The sequence below is a fragment of the Ramlibacter sp. GCM10027632 genome (assembly GCF_042675325.1).
Taxonomy (GTDB): Bacteria; Pseudomonadota; Gammaproteobacteria; order Burkholderiales; family Burkholderiaceae_C; genus Ramlibacter.
On sequence record NZ_JBHTGW010000016.1, the window covers coordinates 34149 to 55193 of the forward strand.

30 protein-coding genes are annotated in these 21045 nt (G+C 62.1%); 22 read left to right on the plus strand and 8 right to left on the minus strand.

The window, feature by feature from the left end:
* The first annotated feature begins 7 nt into the window (after window positions 1-7).
* From ACFQZY_RS18490 to ACFQZY_RS18595, 22 genes are all read left to right on the plus strand, one after another.
* Window positions 8-694 (plus strand): HK97 family phage prohead protease, encoded by a 687-nt coding sequence (locus tag ACFQZY_RS18490; RefSeq protein ID WP_377418784.1) that lies wholly within the window; start codon window positions 8-10, stop codon window positions 692-694.
* A gap of 60 nt (window positions 695-754) precedes the next feature.
* Window positions 755-1921: a phage major capsid protein gene (locus ACFQZY_RS18495; RefSeq protein ID WP_377418787.1), complete on the plus strand. Its 1167-nt coding sequence runs from the start codon at window positions 755-757 to the stop codon at window positions 1919-1921.
* A gap of 55 nt (window positions 1922-1976) precedes the next feature.
* On the plus strand, window positions 1977-2237 hold the full coding sequence (locus ACFQZY_RS18500; RefSeq protein ID WP_377418790.1) for a hypothetical protein: 261 nt from the start codon (window positions 1977-1979) through the stop codon (window positions 2235-2237).
* Window positions 2227-2706: a head-tail connector protein gene (locus ACFQZY_RS18505; protein WP_377418793.1), complete on the plus strand. Its 480-nt coding sequence runs from the start codon at window positions 2227-2229 to the stop codon at window positions 2704-2706. Before ACFQZY_RS18500 ends, ACFQZY_RS18505 begins: the two co-directional genes overlap by 11 nt.
* Window positions 2706-3017 carry a phage head closure protein gene (locus tag ACFQZY_RS18510; RefSeq protein WP_377418796.1) on the plus strand — a complete coding sequence of 104 codons (312 nt, stop codon included), beginning with the start codon at window positions 2706-2708 and terminating at the stop codon, window positions 3015-3017. Before ACFQZY_RS18505 ends, ACFQZY_RS18510 begins: the two co-directional genes overlap by 1 nt.
* Window positions 3014-3439 carry an HK97-gp10 family putative phage morphogenesis protein gene (locus ACFQZY_RS18515; protein ID WP_377418799.1) on the plus strand — a complete coding sequence of 142 codons (426 nt, stop codon included), beginning with the start codon at window positions 3014-3016 and terminating at the stop codon, window positions 3437-3439. The genes ACFQZY_RS18510 and ACFQZY_RS18515 overlap by 4 nt, the downstream gene beginning before the upstream one ends.
* Complete coding sequence (locus tag ACFQZY_RS18520; protein WP_377418802.1) at window positions 3439-3786, plus strand: DUF3168 domain-containing protein; 348 nt, start codon at window positions 3439-3441, stop codon at window positions 3784-3786. The genes ACFQZY_RS18515 and ACFQZY_RS18520 overlap by 1 nt, the downstream gene beginning before the upstream one ends.
* A gap of 123 nt (window positions 3787-3909) precedes the next feature.
* Window positions 3910-4554, plus strand: a complete 645-nt coding sequence (locus ACFQZY_RS18525; RefSeq protein WP_377418805.1) for a phage tail tube protein — start codon at window positions 3910-3912, stop codon at window positions 4552-4554.
* A 94-nt stretch (window positions 4555-4648) separates the two neighbouring features.
* Window positions 4649-5041: a phage tail assembly chaperone gene (locus ACFQZY_RS18530; protein WP_377418808.1), complete on the plus strand. Its 393-nt coding sequence runs from the start codon at window positions 4649-4651 to the stop codon at window positions 5039-5041.
* A 104-nt stretch (window positions 5042-5145) separates the two neighbouring features.
* Complete coding sequence (locus tag ACFQZY_RS18535; protein ID WP_377418811.1) at window positions 5146-5358, plus strand: DUF1799 domain-containing protein; 213 nt, start codon at window positions 5146-5148, stop codon at window positions 5356-5358.
* Between the two features lie 38 nt (window positions 5359-5396).
* The gene (locus ACFQZY_RS18540) at window positions 5397-10025 is read left to right on the plus strand and encodes a phage tail length tape measure family protein (RefSeq protein WP_377418814.1); all 4629 of its coding nucleotides are present in this window, start codon (window positions 5397-5399) and stop codon (window positions 10023-10025) included.
* The gene (locus ACFQZY_RS18545; RefSeq protein ID WP_377418817.1) at window positions 10022-10933 is read left to right on the plus strand and encodes a carbohydrate-binding protein; all 912 of its coding nucleotides are present in this window, start codon (window positions 10022-10024) and stop codon (window positions 10931-10933) included. The genes ACFQZY_RS18540 and ACFQZY_RS18545 overlap by 4 nt, the downstream gene beginning before the upstream one ends.
* Complete coding sequence (locus ACFQZY_RS18550) at window positions 10930-11874, plus strand: hypothetical protein (protein WP_377418820.1); 945 nt, start codon at window positions 10930-10932, stop codon at window positions 11872-11874. Before ACFQZY_RS18545 ends, ACFQZY_RS18550 begins: the two co-directional genes overlap by 4 nt.
* 18 nt (window positions 11875-11892) lie before the next feature.
* Window positions 11893-12291 carry a hypothetical protein gene (locus ACFQZY_RS18555; protein ID WP_377418823.1) on the plus strand — a complete coding sequence of 133 codons (399 nt, stop codon included), beginning with the start codon at window positions 11893-11895 and terminating at the stop codon, window positions 12289-12291.
* On the plus strand, window positions 12291-13574 hold the full coding sequence (locus tag ACFQZY_RS18560; RefSeq protein WP_377418826.1) for a glycine-rich domain-containing protein: 1284 nt from the start codon (window positions 12291-12293) through the stop codon (window positions 13572-13574). The genes ACFQZY_RS18555 and ACFQZY_RS18560 overlap by 1 nt, the downstream gene beginning before the upstream one ends.
* The gene (locus ACFQZY_RS18565) at window positions 13575-14018 is read left to right on the plus strand and encodes a hypothetical protein (protein WP_377418828.1); all 444 of its coding nucleotides are present in this window, start codon (window positions 13575-13577) and stop codon (window positions 14016-14018) included.
* Window positions 14018-14299, plus strand: coding sequence for a hypothetical protein (locus ACFQZY_RS18570; protein WP_377418831.1), 282 nt, complete (start codon window positions 14018-14020; stop codon window positions 14297-14299). Before ACFQZY_RS18565 ends, ACFQZY_RS18570 begins: the two co-directional genes overlap by 1 nt.
* A gap of 282 nt (window positions 14300-14581) precedes the next feature.
* Window positions 14582-15046, plus strand: coding sequence for a lysozyme (locus tag ACFQZY_RS18575; protein ID WP_377418834.1), 465 nt, complete (start codon window positions 14582-14584; stop codon window positions 15044-15046).
* The gene (locus tag ACFQZY_RS18580) at window positions 15043-15486 is read left to right on the plus strand and encodes a hypothetical protein (RefSeq protein WP_377418837.1); all 444 of its coding nucleotides are present in this window, start codon (window positions 15043-15045) and stop codon (window positions 15484-15486) included. The genes ACFQZY_RS18575 and ACFQZY_RS18580 overlap by 4 nt, the downstream gene beginning before the upstream one ends.
* Entirely contained in the window at window positions 15483-15755 is a 273-nt protein-coding gene (locus ACFQZY_RS18585) for a DUF6782 family putative metallopeptidase (RefSeq protein ID WP_377418840.1), read from the plus strand. The genes ACFQZY_RS18580 and ACFQZY_RS18585 overlap by 4 nt, the downstream gene beginning before the upstream one ends.
* Window positions 15752-16909 (plus strand): hypothetical protein, encoded by a 1158-nt coding sequence (locus ACFQZY_RS18590; protein ID WP_377418843.1) that lies wholly within the window; start codon window positions 15752-15754, stop codon window positions 16907-16909. The genes ACFQZY_RS18585 and ACFQZY_RS18590 overlap by 4 nt, the downstream gene beginning before the upstream one ends.
* Window positions 16906-17064: a hypothetical protein gene (locus ACFQZY_RS18595; RefSeq protein ID WP_377418845.1), complete on the plus strand. Its 159-nt coding sequence runs from the start codon at window positions 16906-16908 to the stop codon at window positions 17062-17064. Before ACFQZY_RS18590 ends, ACFQZY_RS18595 begins: the two co-directional genes overlap by 4 nt.
* An 8-nt stretch (window positions 17065-17072) precedes the next feature.
* Here the strand turns inward: ACFQZY_RS18595 and ACFQZY_RS18600 are convergent, their stop codons facing one another.
* The 8 genes from ACFQZY_RS18600 to ACFQZY_RS18635 form a co-directional block, all read right to left on the minus strand.
* Complete coding sequence (locus tag ACFQZY_RS18600) at window positions 17073-17249, minus strand: hypothetical protein (protein WP_377418848.1); 177 nt, start codon at window positions 17247-17249, stop codon at window positions 17073-17075.
* Window positions 17246-17572 carry a hypothetical protein gene (locus tag ACFQZY_RS18605; RefSeq protein WP_377418851.1) on the minus strand — a complete coding sequence of 109 codons (327 nt, stop codon included), beginning with the start codon at window positions 17570-17572 and terminating at the stop codon, window positions 17246-17248. The genes ACFQZY_RS18600 and ACFQZY_RS18605 overlap by 4 nt, the downstream gene beginning before the upstream one ends.
* Before the next feature lie 3 nt (window positions 17573-17575).
* Window positions 17576-17923 carry a hypothetical protein gene (locus ACFQZY_RS18610; RefSeq protein ID WP_377418854.1) on the minus strand — a complete coding sequence of 116 codons (348 nt, stop codon included), beginning with the start codon at window positions 17921-17923 and terminating at the stop codon, window positions 17576-17578.
* Window positions 17924-18135: 212 nt separating this feature from the next.
* Complete coding sequence (locus tag ACFQZY_RS18615; RefSeq protein ID WP_377418857.1) at window positions 18136-18429, minus strand: hypothetical protein; 294 nt, start codon at window positions 18427-18429, stop codon at window positions 18136-18138.
* 113 nt (window positions 18430-18542) lie between these two features.
* A complete protein-coding gene (locus tag ACFQZY_RS18620; RefSeq protein WP_377418860.1) occupies window positions 18543-18971 on the minus strand; it encodes a hypothetical protein in 429 nt (142 codons plus the stop codon).
* 24 nt (window positions 18972-18995) lie between these two features.
* On the minus strand, window positions 18996-19178 hold the full coding sequence (locus tag ACFQZY_RS18625; RefSeq protein ID WP_377418863.1) for a hypothetical protein: 183 nt from the start codon (window positions 19176-19178) through the stop codon (window positions 18996-18998).
* Between the two features lie 60 nt (window positions 19179-19238).
* Window positions 19239-19745 carry a hypothetical protein gene (locus ACFQZY_RS18630; protein ID WP_377418866.1) on the minus strand — a complete coding sequence of 169 codons (507 nt, stop codon included), beginning with the start codon at window positions 19743-19745 and terminating at the stop codon, window positions 19239-19241.
* Window positions 19746-20128: 383 nt separating this feature from the next.
* Window positions 20129-21040: a LysR family transcriptional regulator gene (locus ACFQZY_RS18635; protein ID WP_377418870.1), complete on the minus strand. Its 912-nt coding sequence runs from the start codon at window positions 21038-21040 to the stop codon at window positions 20129-20131.
* Between the last annotated feature and the right edge of the window lie 5 nt (window positions 21041-21045).

Genomic DNA, 21045 nt, shown 5'->3' on the forward strand with positions numbered 1-21045 from the left:
GGGGAATATGCTGGTCAAAAAGACACTGGCTATCCATGACGTTTCGCTCAAGATGGAAGGCGACACGGGCAAATTTGCCGGTTATGCCTCTGTGTTCGGTGGCGTGGACTCCTACGGGGACACCATCGTTAAGGGCGCTTTCGAGTACAGCCTGAAAAAGTTCGGCAAGCCGAAGATGTTCTTTAACCACGCCTGGGATATGCCGATCGGCAAATGGACCGTGGCGAAGGAAGACGACCACGGCCTGTATGTCGAGGGCGAACTCACTCCCGGCCTGGCGCTGTCGGCTGATGTTCGCGCCGCGATGACTCACGGCACCCTTGACGGTCTTTCGATTGGTGGCCTGTTGAAAAAAGGCGACTACGAAGAAACCGATAGCGGTCGCGTCATTCGCCGCTGGTCGAATCTGATGGAAGTCTCCCCGGTGGTCTTCCCTGCGGACGGTGCGGCCCGTATTGACCTGGCAAGCGTCAAGTCCGAAGACCTAGAGGCAGCGATTGCAGAAATCGAGACTGTCCGCGATTTCGAGCGTTTCCTGCGGGATGCAGGCGGCGTAAGTAAAGGGGCGGCTATCGCGCTGGTTGCCCGCGCAAAGGTGGTCTTTTCCGAGGGGGAACCCGGTCAGACGCCCGACGCGAAAGCGATGGAAGAAGTTGCTCAACGCCTGGCGCGTTTGGCTTCGCTCTCCGTCTAAGCGCACATCCCGCAAAACGCGCCGCCTTCGGGCGGCTTTTTCATTTCTGAAAGGAAGACCATGACTATCGAAGTCATCATGAAATCGCTCGAAAAGGTCGAGGCGAACCTGACCGCCATGTCTGAAAAGGCCGATGGCGAACTGAAGACCCTGGGCAAAGTGACCAGCGACACGAAGACGGCGCTTGACAACATCGGCACCGCGCAGCGCGAACTGGCCGACCGCCTGACCAGCCTGGAGCAAAAGGGCGCACTGCGTCCCGAAGGCGAGGCCAAGGCTGATGGCTGGGGCGATCAACTGGTCAAGTCCGCTGGCTTCGAAGCCTTCGCCCGTGGCGAACAGCAAAAGGTCCGTATCGAGGTCAAAAACACCCTGACCGGCTCCGATGCCAACGTGGCCCCCGACCGTCGCCCCGGCGTTGTGCCTGGCGCTGCCCCTCGCCTGACCATTGAATCGCTGTATGCGTCCATCCCGACGACCAGCAACGCAATCGAGTTCACGAAGGAAGCCAGCTTCACCAATAACGCCGCCGAGGCTGCGGAAGGTGCTGCTAAGGCCGAATCCGCCCTTACTTGGTCCCTGGTGAACCAGCCGGTTTCGACCGTTGCCCACTGGATCAAGATTTCGCGCCAACTGGCTATGGATAACGCCGCCCTTGCCGCGTATGTCGATGCCCGTATGCGCTACGGTGTGCAGCGCAAGGTCGAGACTCAGCTTGTCTCTGGTGACGGTTCGGCCCCGAACATCGCCGGTTTCATGAAGGCCGGTAACTACACCGCCCACGGCTACCTGTCGGGCGCTCTGGGTTCCGTCCTGGCAAAGCTGGTCCTGATCCGCAAGGCTATCGGCGATCTGGAAGTCGCTGGCTATGAGCCGGACGGCATCGTCCTGAACCCCGCCGATTGGGCCACCATCGAAACCGAACTGCTGACTGCTTCGTCCGCTAACGCCGTTCGCGTGGACTACAGCGTCCCCGGTATGCCTCTGCTGTTCGGTGTGCCGGTGGTGAAGTCTGTCGGCATGACCGCCGACACCTTCGCTGTGGGTTCGTTCCGCCAGCACGGCAACATCTACAACCGCGAGGGCGTGGTGGTGCAAATGTCCGAATCCGATTCGGACAACTTCACGAAGAACCTGATTACGCTCCGCGCCGAGCGTCGTCTTGCTCTGACCAGCGAAGTTCCTGCCGCTATTCGCGGTGGTGACCTGACCCCGCCCGCTGCTTAAGTAGGCACTCAGCCAAAGGGGGTCACTTCGGTGGCCCCCTTTAACGGAGTCACATATGCCTAAACGAATCAAATTCACGAAGTTCGGCGCTAATTCGGCGTTCGGCGGTTTCGCGCCTGGCGATCTGTTCACTTGCCCGGACGACCTGGCCGAACACCTTGTTAACGAGGTCGGCGTGGCCGAATACGTGGTGCCTGCCACCCAGTCCGCGCCGGTCGAGCCGGTCGAGGCCGAAGGCGACGGCCAGGACGCGCCCGAAGCCGCCGAAGCGCCCGCCGCTGTGCAGCGCGTGAGCCGCAAGCGCAATGCTGGTTGATCTGACCACGGCGAAGCTGCACCTTCGCATCGACGGGAGCGCGGAAGACGCAATCCTGCCGCTGTGGGTCGGCGCTGCGGAGTCTGCCGCTGTGCAGTACCTCAATCGCAACGTCTACGCCGACGCGGACGCACTGAGCGCCGCTGTTGCTGGCGTGGCCGACGCGCTGGCTACCGCGACCGCGACCTATGACGCGGCAATCGCTGCGGCGAAATTGCTTGGCAGCCAGGTCGAGCAAGACCTAGCGGCTGCGGCGGCGCTCTATGAGCTTGCCAAGGCGGCAACCAGCGCCCGCATGACGCGCTCCGGCATCGTGATTAATGACTCGATCCGGGCCGCAATCCTGCTGACTCTCGGCCACCTGTACGAGAACCGCGAGGACGTGGTGGTTTCGAATGCTGTCGCTGCATCGCTGCCGATGGGTTCGCAATACCTGTTGCAGCCTTACCGCGTGGAAATGGGTATCTGATGCGCGGCGGCTCTCTTGATCGTCGCGTCCTGCTGCAACAGCTTGGCGAAACCCGCGATGCACTCGGCCAGGTTGTCAAATCGTGGGCGACCGTTGCCGAGGTGTGGGCGAATGTGCGCCACACGACCGGCGCAGAGGCGATCCGAGGCGGCGCAGAGATTGCGGCGATCAAGGCAAGCATTCGCATTCGCTACCGTCCTGGCGTGACTGAGGCTATGCGCGTGGTCGAGGGCGCGACCGTCTACGAAATCAAGGCGGTGCTGGAGCAAGACCGCAAGGCGCTCGATCTCGTTTGCGAGGTGGTGCGTTGATTCGCATTGACACGGCGGCATTCGGCCAGGCCATCGAGCAAAAGAAGCGAGAGCTTGAGGAAATGGCGCGTCCGGTCGCACAGGCGGGCGCACAGGTGCTGTATGAGCGGGCGAGGGCGCTAGCGCCTGTGTCCGAGGGCAACGCGCATTGGTTCTACGGTCGAGGCGGTCGCAAATACGGCCCATTCGCGCCTGGCACGCTGCGCCGAAGCATCTATCAAGCCTATGCGCGGTCGAAGAGTTCGGCCGCGTATGCGGAATATCACATTTCGTGGAATCCGCAGAAGGCCCCTTACGGCGGGATGGTCGAGTTCGGCACCAGCAAGGCAACGGCGCATTCGTTCATCGGTCGCGCCATCGCGGAGACTCGCGGCCAGGTCACTGACGCTATGAAGACGAAATTTGCGGAGCTTGCGAAATGATGGAATCGGACCTCGCAACGCTGCTGCAAGGCATTTGCCCGCGCACTTATCCCGATGTGGCCCCGAGCGGCACCGCAGCGCCTTACGTGACCTGGCAGGGCCTGGGTGGCAAGGCGGCGCGATTCCTCGATAACAGCGCCGCCGACAAGCGAAACACGCTTCTGCAGGTCAACGCCTGGGCATCGACGCGCCTTGAGGCTCTGACCTTGATTCGACAAATCGAGGATGCGCTTTGCGCTTCTTCGGCATTCGTGGCGACCCCCGAGGGGGAGCCTCAATCGACCTACGAAGAGGACGCGGGCCTGTACGGCTCTGTCCAACGATTCAGCATCTGGGCAACCAGATAACCGACCCGGCGAAAGCCGACCTAGCAAAGCCGCTTCGGGCAACCAGGCGGCTTTTTTGTTGCCCCTAGTGGGCGTGACCAGCCGCAGCGATGCGGTTTTTTTTCGTCCCAAGAAAGGCCCTAAATGGCATACGCATTCCCCGAGGGTAGCGTTCAGTATTTCTCCAATACTTTCGCCTCCGCTAAGACCATCTCCGCGATCACTAACGCCAATCCGGCAGTTGCCACCAGCACCGCGCACGGCTACACGACCGGCGACGAAATCCTGCTTACCTCCGGCTGGGAAGACGCTACCGATAGCGTCTTCAAGATCGAAGTTATCGACGCCAACAGCTTCAAGATTCTTGGCCTGAACACCACGAATACCAGCTTCTTCCCCGCTGGCACTGGCACCGGTACGGCTCAGAAGCTGTCGGGCTGGACTTCCATCCCGCAGGTGCTGACCATTTCGTCTAGCGGCGGCGATGCCCGTTTTACCGATGTGGCCCCGCTGGCGAAGCGCAACGCCCTTCGCATCCCGACCGGCTTTAACGCTACCTCGATCACCCTGTCCCTGGCCCATGACGCCAGCAATGCCAACTATCAGACGATGGTGGACATTTCGCGCACCCTGTCGAAGGTGGCCTTCAAGCAGGTGCTGGGCGGCGGCTCTACGACCTACGGTTACGGCTACATGAGCGTTTCCGAGGTGCCGAGCCTGAATAACAACCAGGTCAACACCGTGCAAGCCGCCATGACCGTCCTGGGTCGCTCTATCTCCTACGCCTAATCGGCACCCCTGCACCTACTCGCCCGGTTCTTCTCTTTAGCGAGGGAAGGCCGGGCGGGCAAGGGCATTTTTCAATCCCTCGCTAAGGAAACACATGGCAAAAATCGTCCTGGGCAAGCGCCCGAAGAACTTCAAGCGCAGCATTACCGTTGACCTCCCCGAAGGTGGCAAGGGCGGCATTGAAGTTTCGTTCATCTACCGCACCCGAACCGAATTCGGCGCGTTCGTTGATGAACTGATGAACTCGGCGGGCGTCAAGCAAACCGGGCAGTCTGACGAAGAGGTCAAGTTCTCGCTTGAGGATGCCCTTTCGAAGACCCGCGACAGCAATGCGGACTACATCCTCAAGATTGCGGACGGCTGGAATCTTGACGAAGACTTTTCCCGCGCCAACGTCGCGCAACTGTGCGATGAGCTTCCCGGCGCTGCGCTGCAAATCATCGAGGCCTATCGGGTCGCTATCACTGAGGGCCGCCTGGGAAACTGACCAGGGCCGCCGATGCGCTCTACACGCGCAACGATCACGAAAAGGCGGCGGGAAATCCGTTCCTGGCCGGGATCGTTGCGCTAGAGGAATCAAGCGGCGTCGAGGTGTGGCCCGAGAACTGGCCTTCCTTCATTCTCTTTGCCCGCTTGCAGACGCAATGGCGCATTGGCATGGGCGGGCCGACCGGGCTTGATTACTCGGCGGTCTACCCGCTGCTAGATCGAGCGGCCACCGATGAACAGCATTGGGAAATGTTGTTCGATGACATTCAGGCGATGGAGCGTTCGGCTCTGTCGGCCATGAACGAGAAAGACTAACCGGCCCGCTTCGGCGGGTCTTCCTTTTGGAATCCTCCATGTCTGATTTGAAGATTCAGGGCGAAGTTTCGTTCGACACGACGAAGGCCGAGCAAGGTCTTACTCGCGTCGAGCAAGCCGCCGGGAGGATGGCGCAGAGCGTCAAGTCCGAAGGGGATCGCGCAGCCCGCGCCGCCGAGGGCGTGGGCGAAGGCTTCGGCGTTTCCGAGCGCAAGATCACCAGCGCCGAAGCGAAGATCACGGCTTCGATTAAGCGGGCGACGACTCAGCTTGAACTGCTGGGCAAGTCCGCAAGCCAGAAACTCGAATTCAAGATTGCAGCGCAAGGTCTGGACTCGGCCAAATTTGAGCAAGACCTAGCCAAGCTGCGGGAGCTTGAGGCTCGCGCCGCCGCTGCATCGGTTGCGGCTGCTAATGGCCTGGGAAAGATTCAGGTTTCCGCCGCGCAGACTGCCGCCGCAATGCGCCAGGTGCCCGCGCAGTTCACGGACATTGTGACTTCCCTGCAAGCGGGCCAGGCTCCTATGACTGTGCTACTGCAACAGGGCGGGCAGTTGAAGGACGCATTCGGCGGTGTGGGTAACGCGGCCCGCGCAATGGGCGGCTATATCGCGGGCCTGGTCAATCCCTTTACTGTGGCGGCGGCAGCGGCTGCGGGCCTGTTCTTCGCGTATGAGCGCGGGCGGCGTGAATTCGCCGCATTGGATCAGGCGATGGTGGCGTCTGGGAATTCCATCGGCGTGACGGCGGGCCAACTTGCCGAAATGTCGAAATCCCTCAGTTCGGAGGGCTTCACTCGGGGCGCTGCGGCTGCGGCTCTATCGGAGATTGCGCGAACGGGCGCTGTCGCTGGCGAATCCATTCAGAAGTTCGCAAAGACCGCGATTGACATGGAGCGGTTCGTGGGAACGCCCGTTTCCGAAACCGTCAAGGCATTTAAAGAGCTTGGGAATGAGCCTGCGCGGGCGGTCCTGCGCCTCAATGAGTCCCTGAATTTCCTGACCGCCGCACAGTACGAGCAAATCAAGTCGCTTGAAGAGGTGGGGCGCAAGTCCGAAGCGGCGGCGATGGCGCAACAGGCTTACGCGGACGCGCTTCAACCCGTCATTAATAACGCCTCGGCCAATCTCGGCTTCCTCGAAAAGTCGTGGAAGGGCGTAGGCGATGCCGCCAAGTGGGCATGGGACAAGATGCTCAACGTTGGGCGGCAGGAAACCGGCGAGGAGCGGCTTTCCGCTGCCCGAGCGCGCCTGGCTGAACTGCAATCCCCGGATAAGAAATGGGCGTTCGGCATTTCGGCGGCAGAGCGTGAGCAAATCAAAACCGCCGCGCAAAACGAGGTTGCCTATCTGGAGCGCGTCCTTCAAGCAATGAAGGAAGGCGCGAAGGCGCAGGAGGCATACAACGACCAGCAAAAGGCCCGAATTGAATGGATGAAAGATAGCGAGAAATACCTGACCAAACAGGAAAAACTCGAATCCGAAATTGCAAAGATTCGCGCCGCTGGCGCTGCCGCTGGTGCCGACCAGGCCGAGATTGAGAAGCGAGTTTCGGCTGTGCGCGAGGCCGCGCAGAAGACCCGAACCGCAGGCATTGACCATGAGCAGCGCCTTATGGCGAAGCTGGGTGGCGTCAATGCGGATTACATGGAGCAACTGACCCGCCTGCAAGCGATGCGTGCAGCGGGCAACCTGACCGAGGAGCGATATATCGAGCTAGTCGGCGTGCTGATCGAGCAGCAGCCGATGGTTAAGGAGATGCGCCGCAATGACGCGGAGGCGGCGAAGGTTCAGGCGAAGGCGGCAGAAGAGGCAGCGAAGTCACTGGAAAAGTGGTATCAGGAGCGCGCCAAAGAAGCCGCAGATATTGATAAGCAAATCGAAAAGCGGCAGGAGGAAATTGCGGCGCTGGGCTTGAGCAAGCAAGCTGCCGCAGAGCTTGCCGCCGCAAAGTTGGAAGTTGCCGCAGCCTCGCAGGAGGAATACGCATCCAATCTGCGTAACGCCTCGGCCTACGCCGGAGAATTCAGCGAGGCATACAAGCAAGCCGCCAGCGATGCGGAAGCCTACGCGGCCAAGCTGCGAAAGATGGCGGGACTGACCCGCGAGGGGGCGGCAAAAGAGGCGATCATTGACGCCGCGAAGGACGCACAGGAACAGTGGGCAAAGACCGCGCAGACGATTGAGCAGTCCTTGACCGATGCGCTAATGCGCGGCTTTGAGAACGGCAACGGCTTTGCGGAGAACTTCCGCAAGACCCTGGTGAATATGTTCCGAACGATGGTGCTTCGGCCCGTCATTCAGGCCATTGTCTCGCCCATCGCCGGATCGCTCACAAACGCAATGGGCATTACCGGCGCTGGGGCAAATGGCGGCCTACTCGGATCGCTCAATACCGCATCCAGCCTCAACAACCTGTATACCCTGGCGACGACCGGCTACGCGGGCGCTGTTGGGTCGGGTGTTAGCGCTTTGCTGGGTCAAGCGGCTGGCAATGCGGCGCTAGGCACTTCGCTGGGCCTGGGCGCTGGGTCTTCGCAGGCGGCGGCTATCGCTGCGGCGCAGGCTGGCGGCACGGCTACCGCTGGCACGGCGACGGCGGCTAGCCTTGGGTCTTCTATCGCGGCGGCGGTGCCATACGTTGCCGCAGTCGTCGCAATCGCGGCGATTTCAAAGGCGACGAAGGGCGAAACGCGGGCGGGCGGCTACTACCGTGCTGACGGGTCCGGCACGACCTCGTTTGTCCGTGGTCCCTCCGGCGGCGAGATTGCCGGTAGCCAGGTCGAGCAGGCCATTAGCGGGACCGTCCTGGGCATTAATCGGCTGTTGGCCGACATGGGTAGCACCTCCGCAATTGCGGGCTTCCAGGCGGGTCTAGAGTCCTCCGGCAAGGGGCGCGGCGGCGTCCTGGCGGGCGGCACCCTGACGACCGGCGCGAAGTTTGGCGAAGACGGTTCCGGCAGCAACTATGACGGGACGTTTTTTGAGTCCACCAGCACCCAAAGCCCGGATTCTCAGACTGCCTTTGCCAACTTCACGACCGACCTTAAGCAAGCGACCTTGCAGGCGCTCCAGGCTGCGACTGACATCCCGAAGGCGATTTCGGACAAGCTGGCGGGCGTCGATGTTGAATCCCTGACCGACGAAGCTACGACCGCGCTCCTGGTCGGCATCGAGGCGCAAGTCTCGGCGGTGGGGCAGCTTCGGGCTGCTGTTGCCGATCTGCCGTTCGCGGAAATGGCTAAGTGGTCTTTCGATGCCACTAGCAACCTAATCGACCTGGCCGGTGGTCTTGAGGCGCTGGCTAGCAGCCTGACGACCTATTACGACTCGTTCTATAGCGAAACGGAGAAGACCGCGCTTGTCACGCAGCGACTGACGAAGGAATTCGAATCGCTGGGCCTGGCGCTGCCTGCGGATCGCCTGGCGTATCGCGCACAGGTCGAGGCGGCGATGGCCGATGGCAACGAGGAACTTGTGGCCTCGCTGCTTCGCCTGTCTTCCGCGTTCGCTTCGGTGACTGATTCGGTAGACGAAGCAGCTAGGGCTGCTGCTGTTGCTGCCGAGACTGCGGCGAAGTCTTCGGCCACTGGCGCAATGTCTTGGATCGCGGCGCAATACGGCCCGACCCCCGAGCAACTGCTAGAGCAAGCGAAGACCGCGACCGATGCGGCCTTCGAAACGCTCAAGAGGTCGGTTGACGCGCAGAAGAAGCTAGCAGAGTCGGCCCGCGAGGTCGCCGCCGAAAACGTCAAGACCATTACCAGCATCTTCGATCTGTTGAAGCAACAGATTGCAGAGCTTCGCGGCGTTGCTGGTGCCGGGATGACTGCTGCCGCTGGTCGCGCCTTCATTGACCAGGCTATCGCCACGGCCCGCACGACCGGTTATCTGCCCGAACAAGAGCAGCTATCGCAGGCCATCGCTGCGGCCCGATCCGGCCTGACTGCGGACGCCTACGGCAGTTCGCTTGAGATGCGCCGCGATCAGCTTCGCCTCGCTGGAAGCCTTGAGGAATTGCAGCTTCTGACCGGCGATCAACTGGACAGCGCGAATTCTCAGCTTGCCTTGGCAGAGCAGCAACTGACTACGCTTGATAACGTCCTTGCCACGGCTCAAAGCCAGCTTGACGCACTGCGCGGGATTGATAACAGCGTCCTGTCCGTCGAGGACGCAGTTCGCAATCTCAAGTTCGCAGTGAGCAATGAGAGTTCGGCGGCGGCGGCGGTGGCGAACAAACAGAGCTACTTCGAGCGTTACCCGGATGTGGCGCAGGCATATGCAAACCGCTTCACGGACCCGAACCTAGCTTCGACTGTCAACCTCTCGCCCGACGAATTCGCCGCGCTGCATTTCCAGCTATACGGCCAGGCCGAACAGCGGACGCCTCCAGGCTATGCAACGGGCGGTTTCCATGCTGGCGGTGCGCGAATCGTTGGCGAGAACGGCCCGGAGCTTGAGGTTACCGGCCCCTCGCGCATCTACAGCGCAAGCCAAACGGCATCGCTGCTGTATGGCGGCCAGGAGGTCGCGGGCGAGGTGCGCGGGCTGCGCGAAGAGAACCGGGCGCAAGCCCGAGCAATGGCCGAACTGCAAGCGCGTATGACGCGCCTGCTAGAGCGGTGGGATGGTGACGGTATGCCCGAAGTCCGGGTGGTGACTGCATGAACAATGACGCGCTTCTAATCGTTCGCCCGGTGCAGGTGACGGATGCCATGCTGGTTTCGTCCAACGTCCCGGAAACGGACTATGCGGCCTGGAGCAACGCGGCGACCTATGGGGTAGGGGATCGGGTCATCCTGACCTCTACCCATAAGGTCTACGAATCGCTCCAGGCTTCGAACCTCAATCACGACCCGGTAACGGCTGCGGCCTGGTGGATCGAGGTCGGCCCCACGAATCGCTGGCGGGTACTCGATACCAGCAACAGCACTCAGACGACCAATGCGAACAGCATTAGTTACACGCTTCGGCCTGGTCAGGCGATTAATACCGTCGCGGCGCTGAATGTGAGCAATGCAACGTCGATGCGTGTCCGTCTGATCGACCCGGTTTACGGGACCGTCTTCGACAAGACCCAAGACTTCACCCGCGCACCTTTGGTGAGTACCTGGTGGGCCTGGTTCTTCGGGCAGAAACGCGCCCGGACTCAGTTCGTGGTGTCGGGTCTTCCGAGCTACCCGAATGCCGATCTTGTGATTGATCTTGTGGGTAACTCGGCGCTTGCAATCGGCGTGATTGTCTTCGGCCAGGAACAGCGATTCGGCCTGACGTTGAGGTCTGGGGCACGGGTCGGCATTCAGGACTACTCGCGCCGACAAACAAACGACTTCGGAGATACGACCCTGGTTGTCCGGGCCTTCGCTAAGAGGGCTTCGTTTGAATTGCTGTTGGAGTCTTTGCAGGTTGACGACCTTCAAAACTACCTTGCAGAGGTCCGGGCTGTGCCTTGCCTGTGGATTGGCTCTGGACAGTTTGAGGCCGCTGTGGTGTTCGGCTTTTACAAGAGCTTCGACATTCTTATAAGTTATCCCACATATGCAGATTGCACCCTCGAAATTGAAGGACTAACGTGACCATTTCGACGCTACCTACCGCGCCGCAGCCGACCGACACGCAAGAGCAATTCAATACGAAGGCCTTCGCCCTGGTTGCTGCGCTTGACGGCTTCGTCACTGAGGCGAATGCACTCGCCGCTGGCGCGAACACTGACGCGGCGACGGCTACGACTCAGGCCGCAACGGCTACGACTCAGGCGGGTACTGCGACCACGCAAGCGGGCATTGCCACGACTCAGGCAGGCATTGCCACGACGAAGGCAGGCGAGGCCGAAGCTAGCGCCGCCGCCGCCCTGGCTAGCAAGAATGCCGCAGCGACAAGCGAATCGAATGCAGCCGCCAGCCAATCGGCAGCGGCTAGCAGCGCCGCCGCCGCTGCGGCTGCGGTCGCTGGCCTGGGTTATTCGGATGTGGTGTTCATTAACGCCGCAGCCAGCCCCTACACGGTGTCGCAGGCCACTTCCGGCAAGCTGATTGCCTGCGATACCTCGGCGGGCGCAATCACGATCAATCTTCCTGTCCTCGGCCCGCTGACTAAGCCCTATGTGGTGGGTGTGAAGAAGACGACCAGCGATGCAAATGGCGTCACTGTCGTATGCGGTGGCACCGATGTTTTCGACGATGGCACGGCCAGCAAGTCGATTTCTGTTCCTGCTGGTCTGACGCTAATCCCCGATGTTGACGCCTCGCCCGATGCCTGGGTCGCCATCGGCTTCGGTGGCGCTACGGCAGGCCCTGCGACCGGATCCGGCCTGACGATGGGGTCCGGCAAGCTGCTAGGCCGCAATACGGCGGGCAGCGGTGCAATTGAAGAAATCCCGCAAGCCTCGCAGGCCGAAATGGAGGCCGGTTCTCAAACCGCATTGCGTGGCATGAGTCCGCAAAACATCGCGCAAGCAATCGCCGCCCTGACCACTCCCAGCAACCATCTTCCGGTGCTGGCTCTTGGTATCGTCTAAACGAAAGGAAAACAGCTAATGGCTTCTACTCCGGCATACGCCGCAACGCCTAAATGCGGCATTGGGCAAATCAGCACGGCGAACACTGCCCGCGATGGCACCGGCACGATTGGCACGGTCTTTACGGCTGGCGCTAATGGTTCGCGTATTGATGCAATCGACCTCAAGGCGACCGGCACGACGACTGCGGGCATGGTGCGCCTGTTCATTCACAACGGGACCACTGCCTATCTGCTGACGGAGGTTCCTGTGGTGGCTATCACTCCGAGCGCAACCCTTCCCGCCTGGGAGGCTCTGCTTAACGCAAACAGCATGAGCCAGGTTCTCCCGATCATTCTCCCCACTGGCTACTCGCTGCGGGCTGCTACGAATAACGCGGAGACTTTCAACGTGACGGCTTTCGGGGGTGACTTCTGATGAATAAAGGTGCTTACGGCTACCCGCTGCCTCCGAGCGCTCCGACTCGCGTTGAGCCTCCGCGATGGACAAATCGCCGCGTCTACTCGACGCCCGGAACCTATAACGACTTCGTAGTCCCGCAAAACGTCTTTCAGATTCGCGCAATTGTTGTTGGCGCTGGCGGGTCTGGCGCGTATCACGGAAGCGGAATCGCAACTGGCGGCGGCGGGGGCGGCTTTGCTGCCGGGACGATTGATGTGGTGCCTGGGCAGCTACTGCCCACAATTACCGTGGGCGCTGGCGGCGCGGCTGTCTCCTCAGCTTCGGCGGGTAATGCTGGCGGTACTTCTTCTATTGGCTCCCTGATTACTGCGACGGGCGGCGGCGGGGGCGCTTCGGCGGCAGCATCTAATTCGACGTTTAATGGCGGCGCGGGAGGCGCTGGGACTGTTTCGGCTAGCCTGCGAAATCCGACGTCCTATTCCGGCGGGCGCGGTGGCAACAAGAGCGGATCTTCCAACGGCAGCTATATGGTGACTGGCGGCGGAGCTTCCGGCAGCCCTGCGGGTGCTGGAGGCAATGGCGGCGACGTTGCAGTGACTGCGGCGGGCATTGGGCAGCAAATCACTGGCGGCGGCGGATGGGCTAGCGGCCATGGCGGAAGTTGCACCAGCTCGACCACGAATGACGGAGGCTACACGGGTGGAGGTGGATTCGGATACCCAGGCGGTGCCTCGACCAACATCAACTCAGGCAAGTGCGTTACGGGAGGCGGCGGTACCGCAGCCAGCGGCGCAACCGTTCAAAACGGCGCGGCAGCGCCTGGAACTGGGGGCAACGGCGGAAACGGAATCCTTGGTTTCGGTGGCCTGGGTTCCTCGACCGCACCCGCCGGTAACGGGTCAACTTCTGCAACTGTGGGTTTTAGTCTTGCTGATGTTTTTATTGACCCGTCTGTTCTGAGTGGTGGCGGTGGCGGCGGCGCTTCACAGGGTAGCTATTCCGCAGGATCAGGGGCTCCAGGCGGCGGTGGTGGTGGTTGCTACTGCACCGGCGGCGCTACTGCCGCAGGCAATGGCGGCGCAGGCGCTGGCGGCGGTGGCGCGGGCAGCAACTCCGCCCCTGGCGTTGGCGGCGCTGGCGGAGTGGGTGGTGGCGGTGGCGGATCGGCCCTTGGCTCCAGCGGCGGCGCAGGTGGCTACGGCGGTGGCGGTGGTGGTGTCACCCCTTCCTACTCGGGTTCCACAAGCGGGCCTGGCGGAAGTGGACTCGTTATTCTGCTGTGGACGGAGGGCTACTAAATGAAACTCGCATGGATTGAAAACGACCGTATCCGCGACATTGCCCCCGGCAACCCTGCGGAGCTTTATCACCCGGACATTGCTGCTTACTACGCTACTGAGGTGCCCGACGATGCCGAGAACGGCGACGGCTGGGTTAACGGCCAGCTTGTGAAGCCCGCGCCTGTCGCGCCTGTGGTCGAGCCTCCGGCTGCGCCTGTCTTTGCGAAGGTGTCCCCGGTCGAGTTCAAATTGCTATTCACTCCGCAAGAGCGCGTGGCAATCAAACTGGAGCGGGCTACTGATCCGGTCATTGATGATTTCTTCGACATTGTTGATGACCCTCGCCTGACCCACGTTGACCTGGGCCTGCAATCGACGCAAGACGCGCTTTCCTATCTGGTGGCGCAGGGCCTGGTCACTGCCGAGCGGCGCACTGCCATCCTGTCCGGGGCATTGCAGTAATGAGCCTGGGCCAGCGTTTCCTAAACCTGCTGATTGCTCTTGACCAGTTGGCTTATGTGGTGGTCACGCTTGGCGCAGGCTTCCCGGATGAAACCCTGTCCTCTGCGGCCTGGCGCGTCGAGCAAGAGGGGCGCATCTTCGGCCAGGTCTTCCGGCCTGTCATTGATGCGCTTTTCTTCGTTCTCACGCTAGGGGCGCAGAGGAATCATTGCCGCGCAGCGTATTGCGCGGAAAAGCGGCGTCTACAACTGCCGCAGACATATCGCGGTAGCGCCCGATGAGCGTTCGTTAGCAGCGCCATCCTGGCCTGTAGTCCTGCAACAGCCCGCCTAGTGCGGGCTTTTTCATTTTCACCATGACGCACTTTAAAGAGTGGTTCGACAACTTGAGTAACGGAACAAAGGCGGTCATGGACTCCGTAAGCATTGGGACGGCTCTCGCGGGACTCCTGCAAATCCTCCCGCACATTGCGACCCTGCTTTCGATCTTTTGGTTTTGCATCCGCATCTACGAAACCCGCACGGTGCAGCGTTGGCTAGGCCGCAAGGTGCCGCGAGGCCGGTATGACGATTAATCGGGGATCGGTCGCGGCGCTCACGCTGTCGGCCTCTGCCTTGATCGGCCTGGCCGTGCATGAGGGCTTTCGTGCAGAGGCTTACGACGATGGCATCGGCGTTCAAACGATCGGCTTCGGGTCTACCTCTGGCGTCAAGCGCGGCGACAAGACGACTGTTGAACGCGCCTTGATCCGCCTGGGTGATGACGTTGCGGAGCATGAGGCCGGGATTCGTCGGTGCCTGGCCGATGTGCCCCTCGCACAGCGCGAATGGGATGCGGCGGTGTCCCTGGCCTTCAACATCGGGACCGGCGCATTTTGCGGCTCTACGGTGGTTAAGCGCTGGAAGGCGGGCGACTACGCGGGCGGCTGCGATGCCTTCCTGATGTGGAATCGTGCGGGCGGCAAGGTGCTGCCTGGCCTGGTCAAGCGGCGCGAGGCAGAGCGCCGAGTTTGCAAGGGGGAAGCATGAGCCGATTCGCCTACTCCGTCGCCGCCCTGGTTGTCCTTGTGGCGCTGATGGCAAGCCATTGGAAGGTGTACCGCATGGGGGGCGCTGCTGTCCTGGCCGAGCAAGCGGCGCAGGCGCTGAAAGCCAGCGAAGAGGCCCGCAAGCGTGAGCAAACCCTATCGGCAAAAGTGGAGGCCCTAGACCGTGAACTGCAAAAGCAAAAGGCCCGCAATGTGGCTCTGTCTCGCGCTCTGTCTGACCGGCTGCGCGACTTCGAAGCCGCCGCAAGTCGAGCCTCTGAGGATTCCGGCACCGCCAGCGGAGCTAATGGCCCCTTTGCCTCAATCGCCGGTGAATGTGCCAGATACCTTGCAGCGATGGACGAATACGCTCGAAGCCTGGCAGCAACGGCGGCAGGTTTGCAGCGATACGCCGCAGAAATGCAGCTAGGCGGCAAATGAAAATCCCTCGCTCTTTCGTCCTGGCGGGCATTCGCTGGACCGTCGAGGAATCCGACGCGATTAGCGAAATGGGGCATTGCTCCGCTGAAACGGCAACGATCAGGCTGCGCCAGGGACTGCCCGCGCAAGTGAAGGCGGCGACCTTTTGCCATGAACTGGGCCACGCGATCCGCTACACGCTGGGCCAGGACGACCACGACGAAAGAGAGGTCGATTCTCAGGGCCACCTCTTGCACCAATTCCTAGAGCAATACGGGGCGAAAGCATGATTGATCCGCAATTGACTTCGTTCGCCACTGTGCGCGAATTGGAGCTTCTAGAGGCGCTGGAGTCGCACGGTACGCATAGGGCCGCAGCGAAGGCGCTAGGAGTCTCCAAGAGCGTTTTTAGCGGCGCGATGGACCGCCTCAAGCGCAGGGCAGCTAGCCGGGGGTACTCGCCCGATCACGATATGACTCGCACGGTCCCCGAGGGCTTCCGCGTGAAGGGCGTTTCGACCTACTACGATCAAGAGGGCAAGCCTCGCGGGCAATGGGTCAAGAGCGCCGCCGATGATGCAGCGCGAGAGCGGGCTATTCGGGAGGCTTACGAAGCGATGGCCGAGGATGTGCCTCGCATTGCCCCCACTCTGCCGGTGCCGGTGACTGAGGATCACCTATTGACCCTCTACACGCTCACGGATTGCCATGTGGGCGCTTTGGCCTGGCACCGCGAGGGCGGCGCTGATTGGGATTTGGCGATTGCCGAGAAAAGCCTGATTGGCTGTTTCGAGCAAATGGTCCGGGCATCGCCCGCCGCGACCACTGGCGTAGTCGCGCAGCTAGGCGACTTCCTGCATAGCGATGGACTGCTGCCGGTCACGCCTACATCGGGCCATGTGCTGGATCAGGATGGCCGATTCTCCAAGGTGGTTTCTACGGCGGTTCGGGTGCTGCGCCGAATCATCGCTATGGCGCTCGAAAAGCATCGCCGGGTTGTGGTGCTGCTGGCCGAGGGCAATCACGATATGGCCTCTTCTGTGTGGCTGCGCGTGATGTTCCGGGCGCTCTATGAGCATGAGCCGAGAGTACAGGTGATTGACTCCGAATTGCCCTACTACGTACACCAGCACGGGCGGACCATGCTGGGCTTCCATCATGGGCACCTGAAAAAGAATGACGGGTTGCCGCTGCTGTTCGCGGCGCAGTTCCCGCAAGTGTGGGGCGCGACCACGAAGCGTTACGCGCACACGGGCCATAGGCACCACATCGAGGAAAAAGAGCATTCCGGCATGGTGGTGGTGCAGCACCCCACGCTAGCGGCCCGCGATGCCTACGCGGCCAGGGGAGGGTGGATTGCCGAGCGCCAGGTCCGCGCCATTACCTACCATGCCGAGCATGGCGAGGTCGCCCGCAATACCGTAGTGCCGGAAATGCTGGCATGAGTCCGCAGCTTCTGGCGGTGACCGCCGCCATTTATGCCTGGGTGGCCTATGACTACGGCAAGGCCGACCGCTGGGGGATGGGTGCGGCCTTCGTGTGCTACGCAATCGCTAATCTCGGCTTCGCCTGGGACGCGCTACGGGCCGCGAAGGGCTAGGGGTAGGGCTACCCCTTCGGCTGCTCGTTCCGCGCCTTCTCGGCGGCGCTATTGATGCGCTGGGCGTACTTCCTCAGTCGGTCGGCTTCGCTTGCGGGAATCCACACCTCTACGCGCACCAGGCCGAGGCGGGCGCGGCGGTCGCGTAGGGCTTGCTGACGGGCTTTAATCGTCTGGTCGGTCAATGGCTGGCTCCTGTGGCTTTGGCGATGGCGGCGCGGGCTTCCGCCACCGCGCCGGAATATGGGCTGTCCTCGATCCCGAGGGCGGTCGCATCGGCTAGCAAATTAGCCAGGGCGGAAAGCAGTTCCGGCGCTGCTGCGATCAATCTCGCATTAGCGGCCTGGTCCGATCCGAAGCACAGAGCAACGTCGCAGCCACCATTTAGGACCGGCTTGTCGTCGTCGTCGTAGTGGTCATGCTGGGAAAGGATGTGCGTCGAGGGCGTTTCCTCGTTGACCACAAGCCCAATCTCCCACGGTCCCCGCGTGAACTTTGCTTTGCTCATGGATCACCCCACGAAGTCGGCCAGGTTCTTCCCGGCAGGCAGGAAGGCGACATAGCGGTCCTGTACTTCCTGCACCAGGCCGAAGCCGTCGAGCGTCCGGTATGCGTGGTCGGCGTCCTGGGCGTCGGCGCTGCTGCCGAGCAATGCCAAGAGTCGCGCCTTGAGGTCTTGCCGGTCGCTGGCGTCGGCCAGGCGCGTGACTTCGGTAGTCACTAGGTCGGCGTCGGCCTGGGTGTCGGTCGGCTCTCCGGCGTCTTCCAGCATGGCGCGGTAAGCGTCTTGCGCGGTGCTGCCTTCGTAGATGCCGAGGCTTGCGCCGCTGGCCTGGCTGGCGAATTGGAAAAAGGGCATATGTGGCTCCGGTTGTGATTGTCTGGACCGCCCGGAATTCTCTCCGGGCTTCGGGTTAGTCGGGTCGGGTTGTCGCGGCGGCAGGCCGCGCCACTAATAAGCGGCCTTCCCATCGGTCGATCAGGGAGGGCGATTCCCCGGTTTGCTGCTGTGTCATGGTTCGTTCTCCGTTTGGGTTGTGAATGCCCGGATTCCTCCGGGCGCGTGGTTCGTTATGCGTGACAGCCGTTAAGCCACCAGCGGGCGACCTTCACGGCCTGGGCGCGTTCTTCGCAGTCTCCGAAAACGCAATTGCCGTTGACGCGCACTTCGTAATTGCGAAATTCATCGCAATATTGCTCAACGATCACCACGCGCTTACCGGCCTCGCTGGTCATGCGCCCGATGACTCGTTCGCCCTGGTCGGGGTAGTCGAAGTCCTCGCGGCCAGTGTCGCCACGGTCGAAGCCATCCCAGCGGCTGTTATCCGGGGCGCTGTCGCGGAGGTGTTCTTCGTATTGGGTCATGAAGTGCATTTCTTGCTCCGTTTGCGTTGTCGATGGATTCATCATAGTCCCGTTACCGGTAACGAAGCAAGCAATAAAAAAAGCCCACCAAAACGGAGGGCTATTCGTGGCGCTCAATCCTCGATCCATTCAAGGCGGCATTGCTCAAAACTGTAGAAGCCATATCGAGGGGATGGGGTGTCTTCCCTGTACTGGCGGCGAACCAGCTTGCGGGCCTCGGTCTTGTTGAATGCCAGGACGCGGTAATAGTCCCTCGATCCGCCAGGGCAGGTAACCATCGCCCGATATTCGCGGCACACCAGATTGCGAGGCTTGCGGCGCGTGGCGGGCTTCCTGGCGCGGCTTCTGACAACCAGGGCGGGAACCTGCTCAATCGCGGGCGCTGCGGGCACCGCTGCCGGGGCGGAAGGCTGACGCAGCCCTAGCGCGATTTCGACTTCCTCCAGCGTCCCGTAAAAGGGTTCCTTGCCCCATCCGTTGCCGTTGACGAAGGCGTAATACTGGCCGTTACTCAGATAGCCGATGCGGGGGTCGAGGTGCATTGTCTTAACTCCTGTTGCTGGTTTTCAGTCGCGGCGGATTTGCCAGGCACCGCCTTCGACTTGCACGAAGTCATTGCGGTAGCAGATTTGATCGTTGATGCCGCAGAGGACGCCATCGACCCATTGAATCGGGAGGTTGCCGAGGCCGGGGATTTCGACCAGTTCGGCAACCTCGATGCGGCGGGGCTTCTCGGTGGTGGTGTTCATTGCTTCGACTCCTGTTGTTTGTCTGGACTGCCCGGATTGCTCCGGGCCTGGTTGATCCGGTTAGGCGCGGCTCACGCTGAAATGCTTCCCTGCGGACAGGTAGGCAACCACCATCACCTGGGCCTGGGCTTCCATCGAGGCGGGGTAGCTGGTCACAACATCGCCAGCCGGGGTATGCAGGGCGATGCGGATTTCGGAGGGCGCGGCCTGGGCGGCGGGGACAACCTGGGCGGGGACAACCTGGGCGGGCGCTTCGGCGGTCTTGGCCGGGGCGAGGGCGGCATCCACGGCTTCGGCCACTTCGGGGAACAGTTGGCGGGCGCGGCCTGCGCCGATCTTGGCGTCGAGGTCATCCATCGTCGCCTTCACGCCCTGCGGGTTGCCGTACAGCTTGCGGGAATCGGAGAGGCTGTTCTCCTGGCTGGACAGTTCGTAGCACTCATCGCACAGGCGAATGTCGGTGTTATCGCCGCCAGTGTCGCGGGTCTTGCGGTCGCAGGAGCGGCAGGTAAAGACGCCGGAGCCGAGGGCGAAGCGGTTAGCGGTGCGGGTGGTGGTGCGGGCCATTTGTTTCTCCGGTTGCGTTGTTGATGAGCGAATCATATTGCCGTTACCGGTAACGGTAAACGACAAGATGCAAAGGCCGACTAGAACGCGGGGGAATTGAGGGGATGGCGGGGTGGCCTGGCCTGGTCGATGGCCTGGTCGATGGCCTGGTCGGGAGGTGTGTTCGCTTGCCCGGAATCGCAGCGGAGAAACTTGTAAACACCAGAATTTCCCCTCTGAGAAATTCCGCTTTTTGCTCTTCCGTGTTTACATGAAAGAGGGCCTAAGCCGTTGATTTAATTGATTTCTGCGGCTGGTTTGGGACCAGAGGGTCGTAGGTTCGAATCCTATCGCTCCGACCAGCTTCACCTTGCCAGGCCCGCCGGCCCACCCGGCGGGCCTTTTCATTTCCGGTGGCGGCCGAGCCGGGGGGCGGCCTCGCGGGCGGTGAGCATGTCCCAGAAGGCCTGCGCCGCGACCGAGAGGCTGCGCCCGCGACGGCGCACGGCATAGATCGGCCGGCTGGCCTGGGGCACGTTGAGCCGCACCGCGGCGACGCCCTCGCGCTTGCACAGCTGCAACGCGAACTGCGGGACGATGCTGATGCCGAAGCCCGCCTTCACCAGCCCGCCCAGCGAGCCGAGCTGGTTCACCTCCAGCCCGGTGTCGGTGACCTGCGCCGCCTGCACGATGGCCTGCAACTGCTGCCACACGCTGCCGCTGCGAACGGTGTGGATGAAGGGCCGCTGGCGCAGGTCGCGCAGGCCCAGGCTGCGGCGGCCGGCGAGCGGGTCGTCCTCGCGGCAGATCACGTAGCTCGGCTCGTCGAACAGGTGGCAGGCCTCGAACTCCAGCGGGTTGCCGGGGATGGCGTTGATGCCGAAGTCCACCTCGCCGCGGGCGACCAGGTCCAGGCAGCGGTCGGAGACCACGTCGTGCAGCCGCAGCACGATGTCCGGGTGCCTGGCCCGGAAGGCCGCCATGCGCTCGGGCAGCCAGTCCGCGGCCAGCGAGGGCGGGCCGGCCACCGCCACGCGGCCGGACCGCACCGCGGCCCGGCCGCGCAGCGCCTCCAGCGTGGCGCGCATCTCGCCGGCGATGCGCCGGGCGCCGGCGGCGAAGACCTCGCCCTCCGGCGTGAGCGAGACGTTGCGCGTGTCGCGGTCGAACAGGCGCGCGCCGACCTGCTCCTCGAGCCGGCTGATCATCTGGCTGAAGGCCGAGGGCGAGACGTGGCAGCGCTCGGCGGCCAGGGCGAAGCGCCGGGTGTCCTCCAGGGCGAGGAAGGCGTCGACGAGGCGGCCGGAAAGATTCATCAGAA

What these genes read in the sequence shown, in the direction of transcription:
- ACFQZY_RS18610 (WP_377418854.1), bottom strand. Translation starts at nt 17,923, where the DNA reads ATGCCCTTTTTCCAATTCGCCAGCCAGGCCAGCGGCGCAAGCCTCGGC.
- ACFQZY_RS18560 (WP_377418826.1), top strand. Translation starts at nt 12,291, where the DNA reads ATGAATAAAGGTGCTTACGGCTACCCGCTGCCTCCGAGCGCTCCGACT.
- ACFQZY_RS18630 (WP_377418866.1), bottom strand. Translation starts at nt 19,745, where the DNA reads ATGGCCCGCACCACCACCCGCACCGCTAACCGCTTCGCCCTCGGCTCC.
- ACFQZY_RS18575 (WP_377418834.1), top strand. Translation starts at nt 14,582, where the DNA reads ATGACGATTAATCGGGGATCGGTCGCGGCGCTCACGCTGTCGGCCTCT.
- ACFQZY_RS18580 (WP_377418837.1), top strand. Translation starts at nt 15,043, where the DNA reads ATGAGCCGATTCGCCTACTCCGTCGCCGCCCTGGTTGTCCTTGTGGCG.
- ACFQZY_RS18495 (WP_377418787.1), top strand. Translation starts at nt 755, where the DNA reads ATGACTATCGAAGTCATCATGAAATCGCTCGAAAAGGTCGAGGCGAAC.
- ACFQZY_RS18585 (WP_377418840.1), top strand. Translation starts at nt 15,483, where the DNA reads ATGAAAATCCCTCGCTCTTTCGTCCTGGCGGGCATTCGCTGGACCGTC.
- ACFQZY_RS18540 (WP_377418814.1), top strand. Translation starts at nt 5,397, where the DNA reads ATGTCTGATTTGAAGATTCAGGGCGAAGTTTCGTTCGACACGACGAAG.
- ACFQZY_RS18620 (WP_377418860.1), bottom strand. Translation starts at nt 18,971, where the DNA reads ATGCACCTCGACCCCCGCATCGGCTATCTGAGTAACGGCCAGTATTAC.
- ACFQZY_RS18635 (WP_377418870.1), bottom strand. Translation starts at nt 21,040, where the DNA reads ATGAATCTTTCCGGCCGCCTCGTCGACGCCTTCCTCGCCCTGGAGGAC.
- ACFQZY_RS18625 (WP_377418863.1), bottom strand. Translation starts at nt 19,178, where the DNA reads ATGAACACCACCACCGAGAAGCCCCGCCGCATCGAGGTTGCCGAACTG.
- ACFQZY_RS18510 (WP_377418796.1), top strand. Translation starts at nt 2,706, where the DNA reads ATGCGCGGCGGCTCTCTTGATCGTCGCGTCCTGCTGCAACAGCTTGGC.
- ACFQZY_RS18525 (WP_377418805.1), top strand. Translation starts at nt 3,910, where the DNA reads ATGGCATACGCATTCCCCGAGGGTAGCGTTCAGTATTTCTCCAATACT.
- ACFQZY_RS18545 (WP_377418817.1), top strand. Translation starts at nt 10,022, where the DNA reads ATGAACAATGACGCGCTTCTAATCGTTCGCCCGGTGCAGGTGACGGAT.
- ACFQZY_RS18500 (WP_377418790.1), top strand. Translation starts at nt 1,977, where the DNA reads ATGCCTAAACGAATCAAATTCACGAAGTTCGGCGCTAATTCGGCGTTC.
- ACFQZY_RS18490 (WP_377418784.1), top strand. Translation starts at nt 8, where the DNA reads ATGCTGGTCAAAAAGACACTGGCTATCCATGACGTTTCGCTCAAGATG.
- ACFQZY_RS18590 (WP_377418843.1), top strand. Translation starts at nt 15,752, where the DNA reads ATGATTGATCCGCAATTGACTTCGTTCGCCACTGTGCGCGAATTGGAG.
- ACFQZY_RS18520 (WP_377418802.1), top strand. Translation starts at nt 3,439, where the DNA reads ATGGAATCGGACCTCGCAACGCTGCTGCAAGGCATTTGCCCGCGCACT.
- ACFQZY_RS18555 (WP_377418823.1), top strand. Translation starts at nt 11,893, where the DNA reads ATGGCTTCTACTCCGGCATACGCCGCAACGCCTAAATGCGGCATTGGG.
- ACFQZY_RS18530 (WP_377418808.1), top strand. Translation starts at nt 4,649, where the DNA reads ATGGCAAAAATCGTCCTGGGCAAGCGCCCGAAGAACTTCAAGCGCAGC.
- ACFQZY_RS18570 (WP_377418831.1), top strand. Translation starts at nt 14,018, where the DNA reads ATGAGCCTGGGCCAGCGTTTCCTAAACCTGCTGATTGCTCTTGACCAG.
- ACFQZY_RS18595 (WP_377418845.1), top strand. Translation starts at nt 16,906, where the DNA reads ATGAGTCCGCAGCTTCTGGCGGTGACCGCCGCCATTTATGCCTGGGTG.
- ACFQZY_RS18605 (WP_377418851.1), bottom strand. Translation starts at nt 17,572, where the DNA reads ATGAGCAAAGCAAAGTTCACGCGGGGACCGTGGGAGATTGGGCTTGTG.
- ACFQZY_RS18615 (WP_377418857.1), bottom strand. Translation starts at nt 18,429, where the DNA reads ATGACCCAATACGAAGAACACCTCCGCGACAGCGCCCCGGATAACAGC.
- ACFQZY_RS18505 (WP_377418793.1), top strand. Translation starts at nt 2,227, where the DNA reads ATGCTGGTTGATCTGACCACGGCGAAGCTGCACCTTCGCATCGACGGG.
- ACFQZY_RS18565 (WP_377418828.1), top strand. Translation starts at nt 13,575, where the DNA reads ATGAAACTCGCATGGATTGAAAACGACCGTATCCGCGACATTGCCCCC.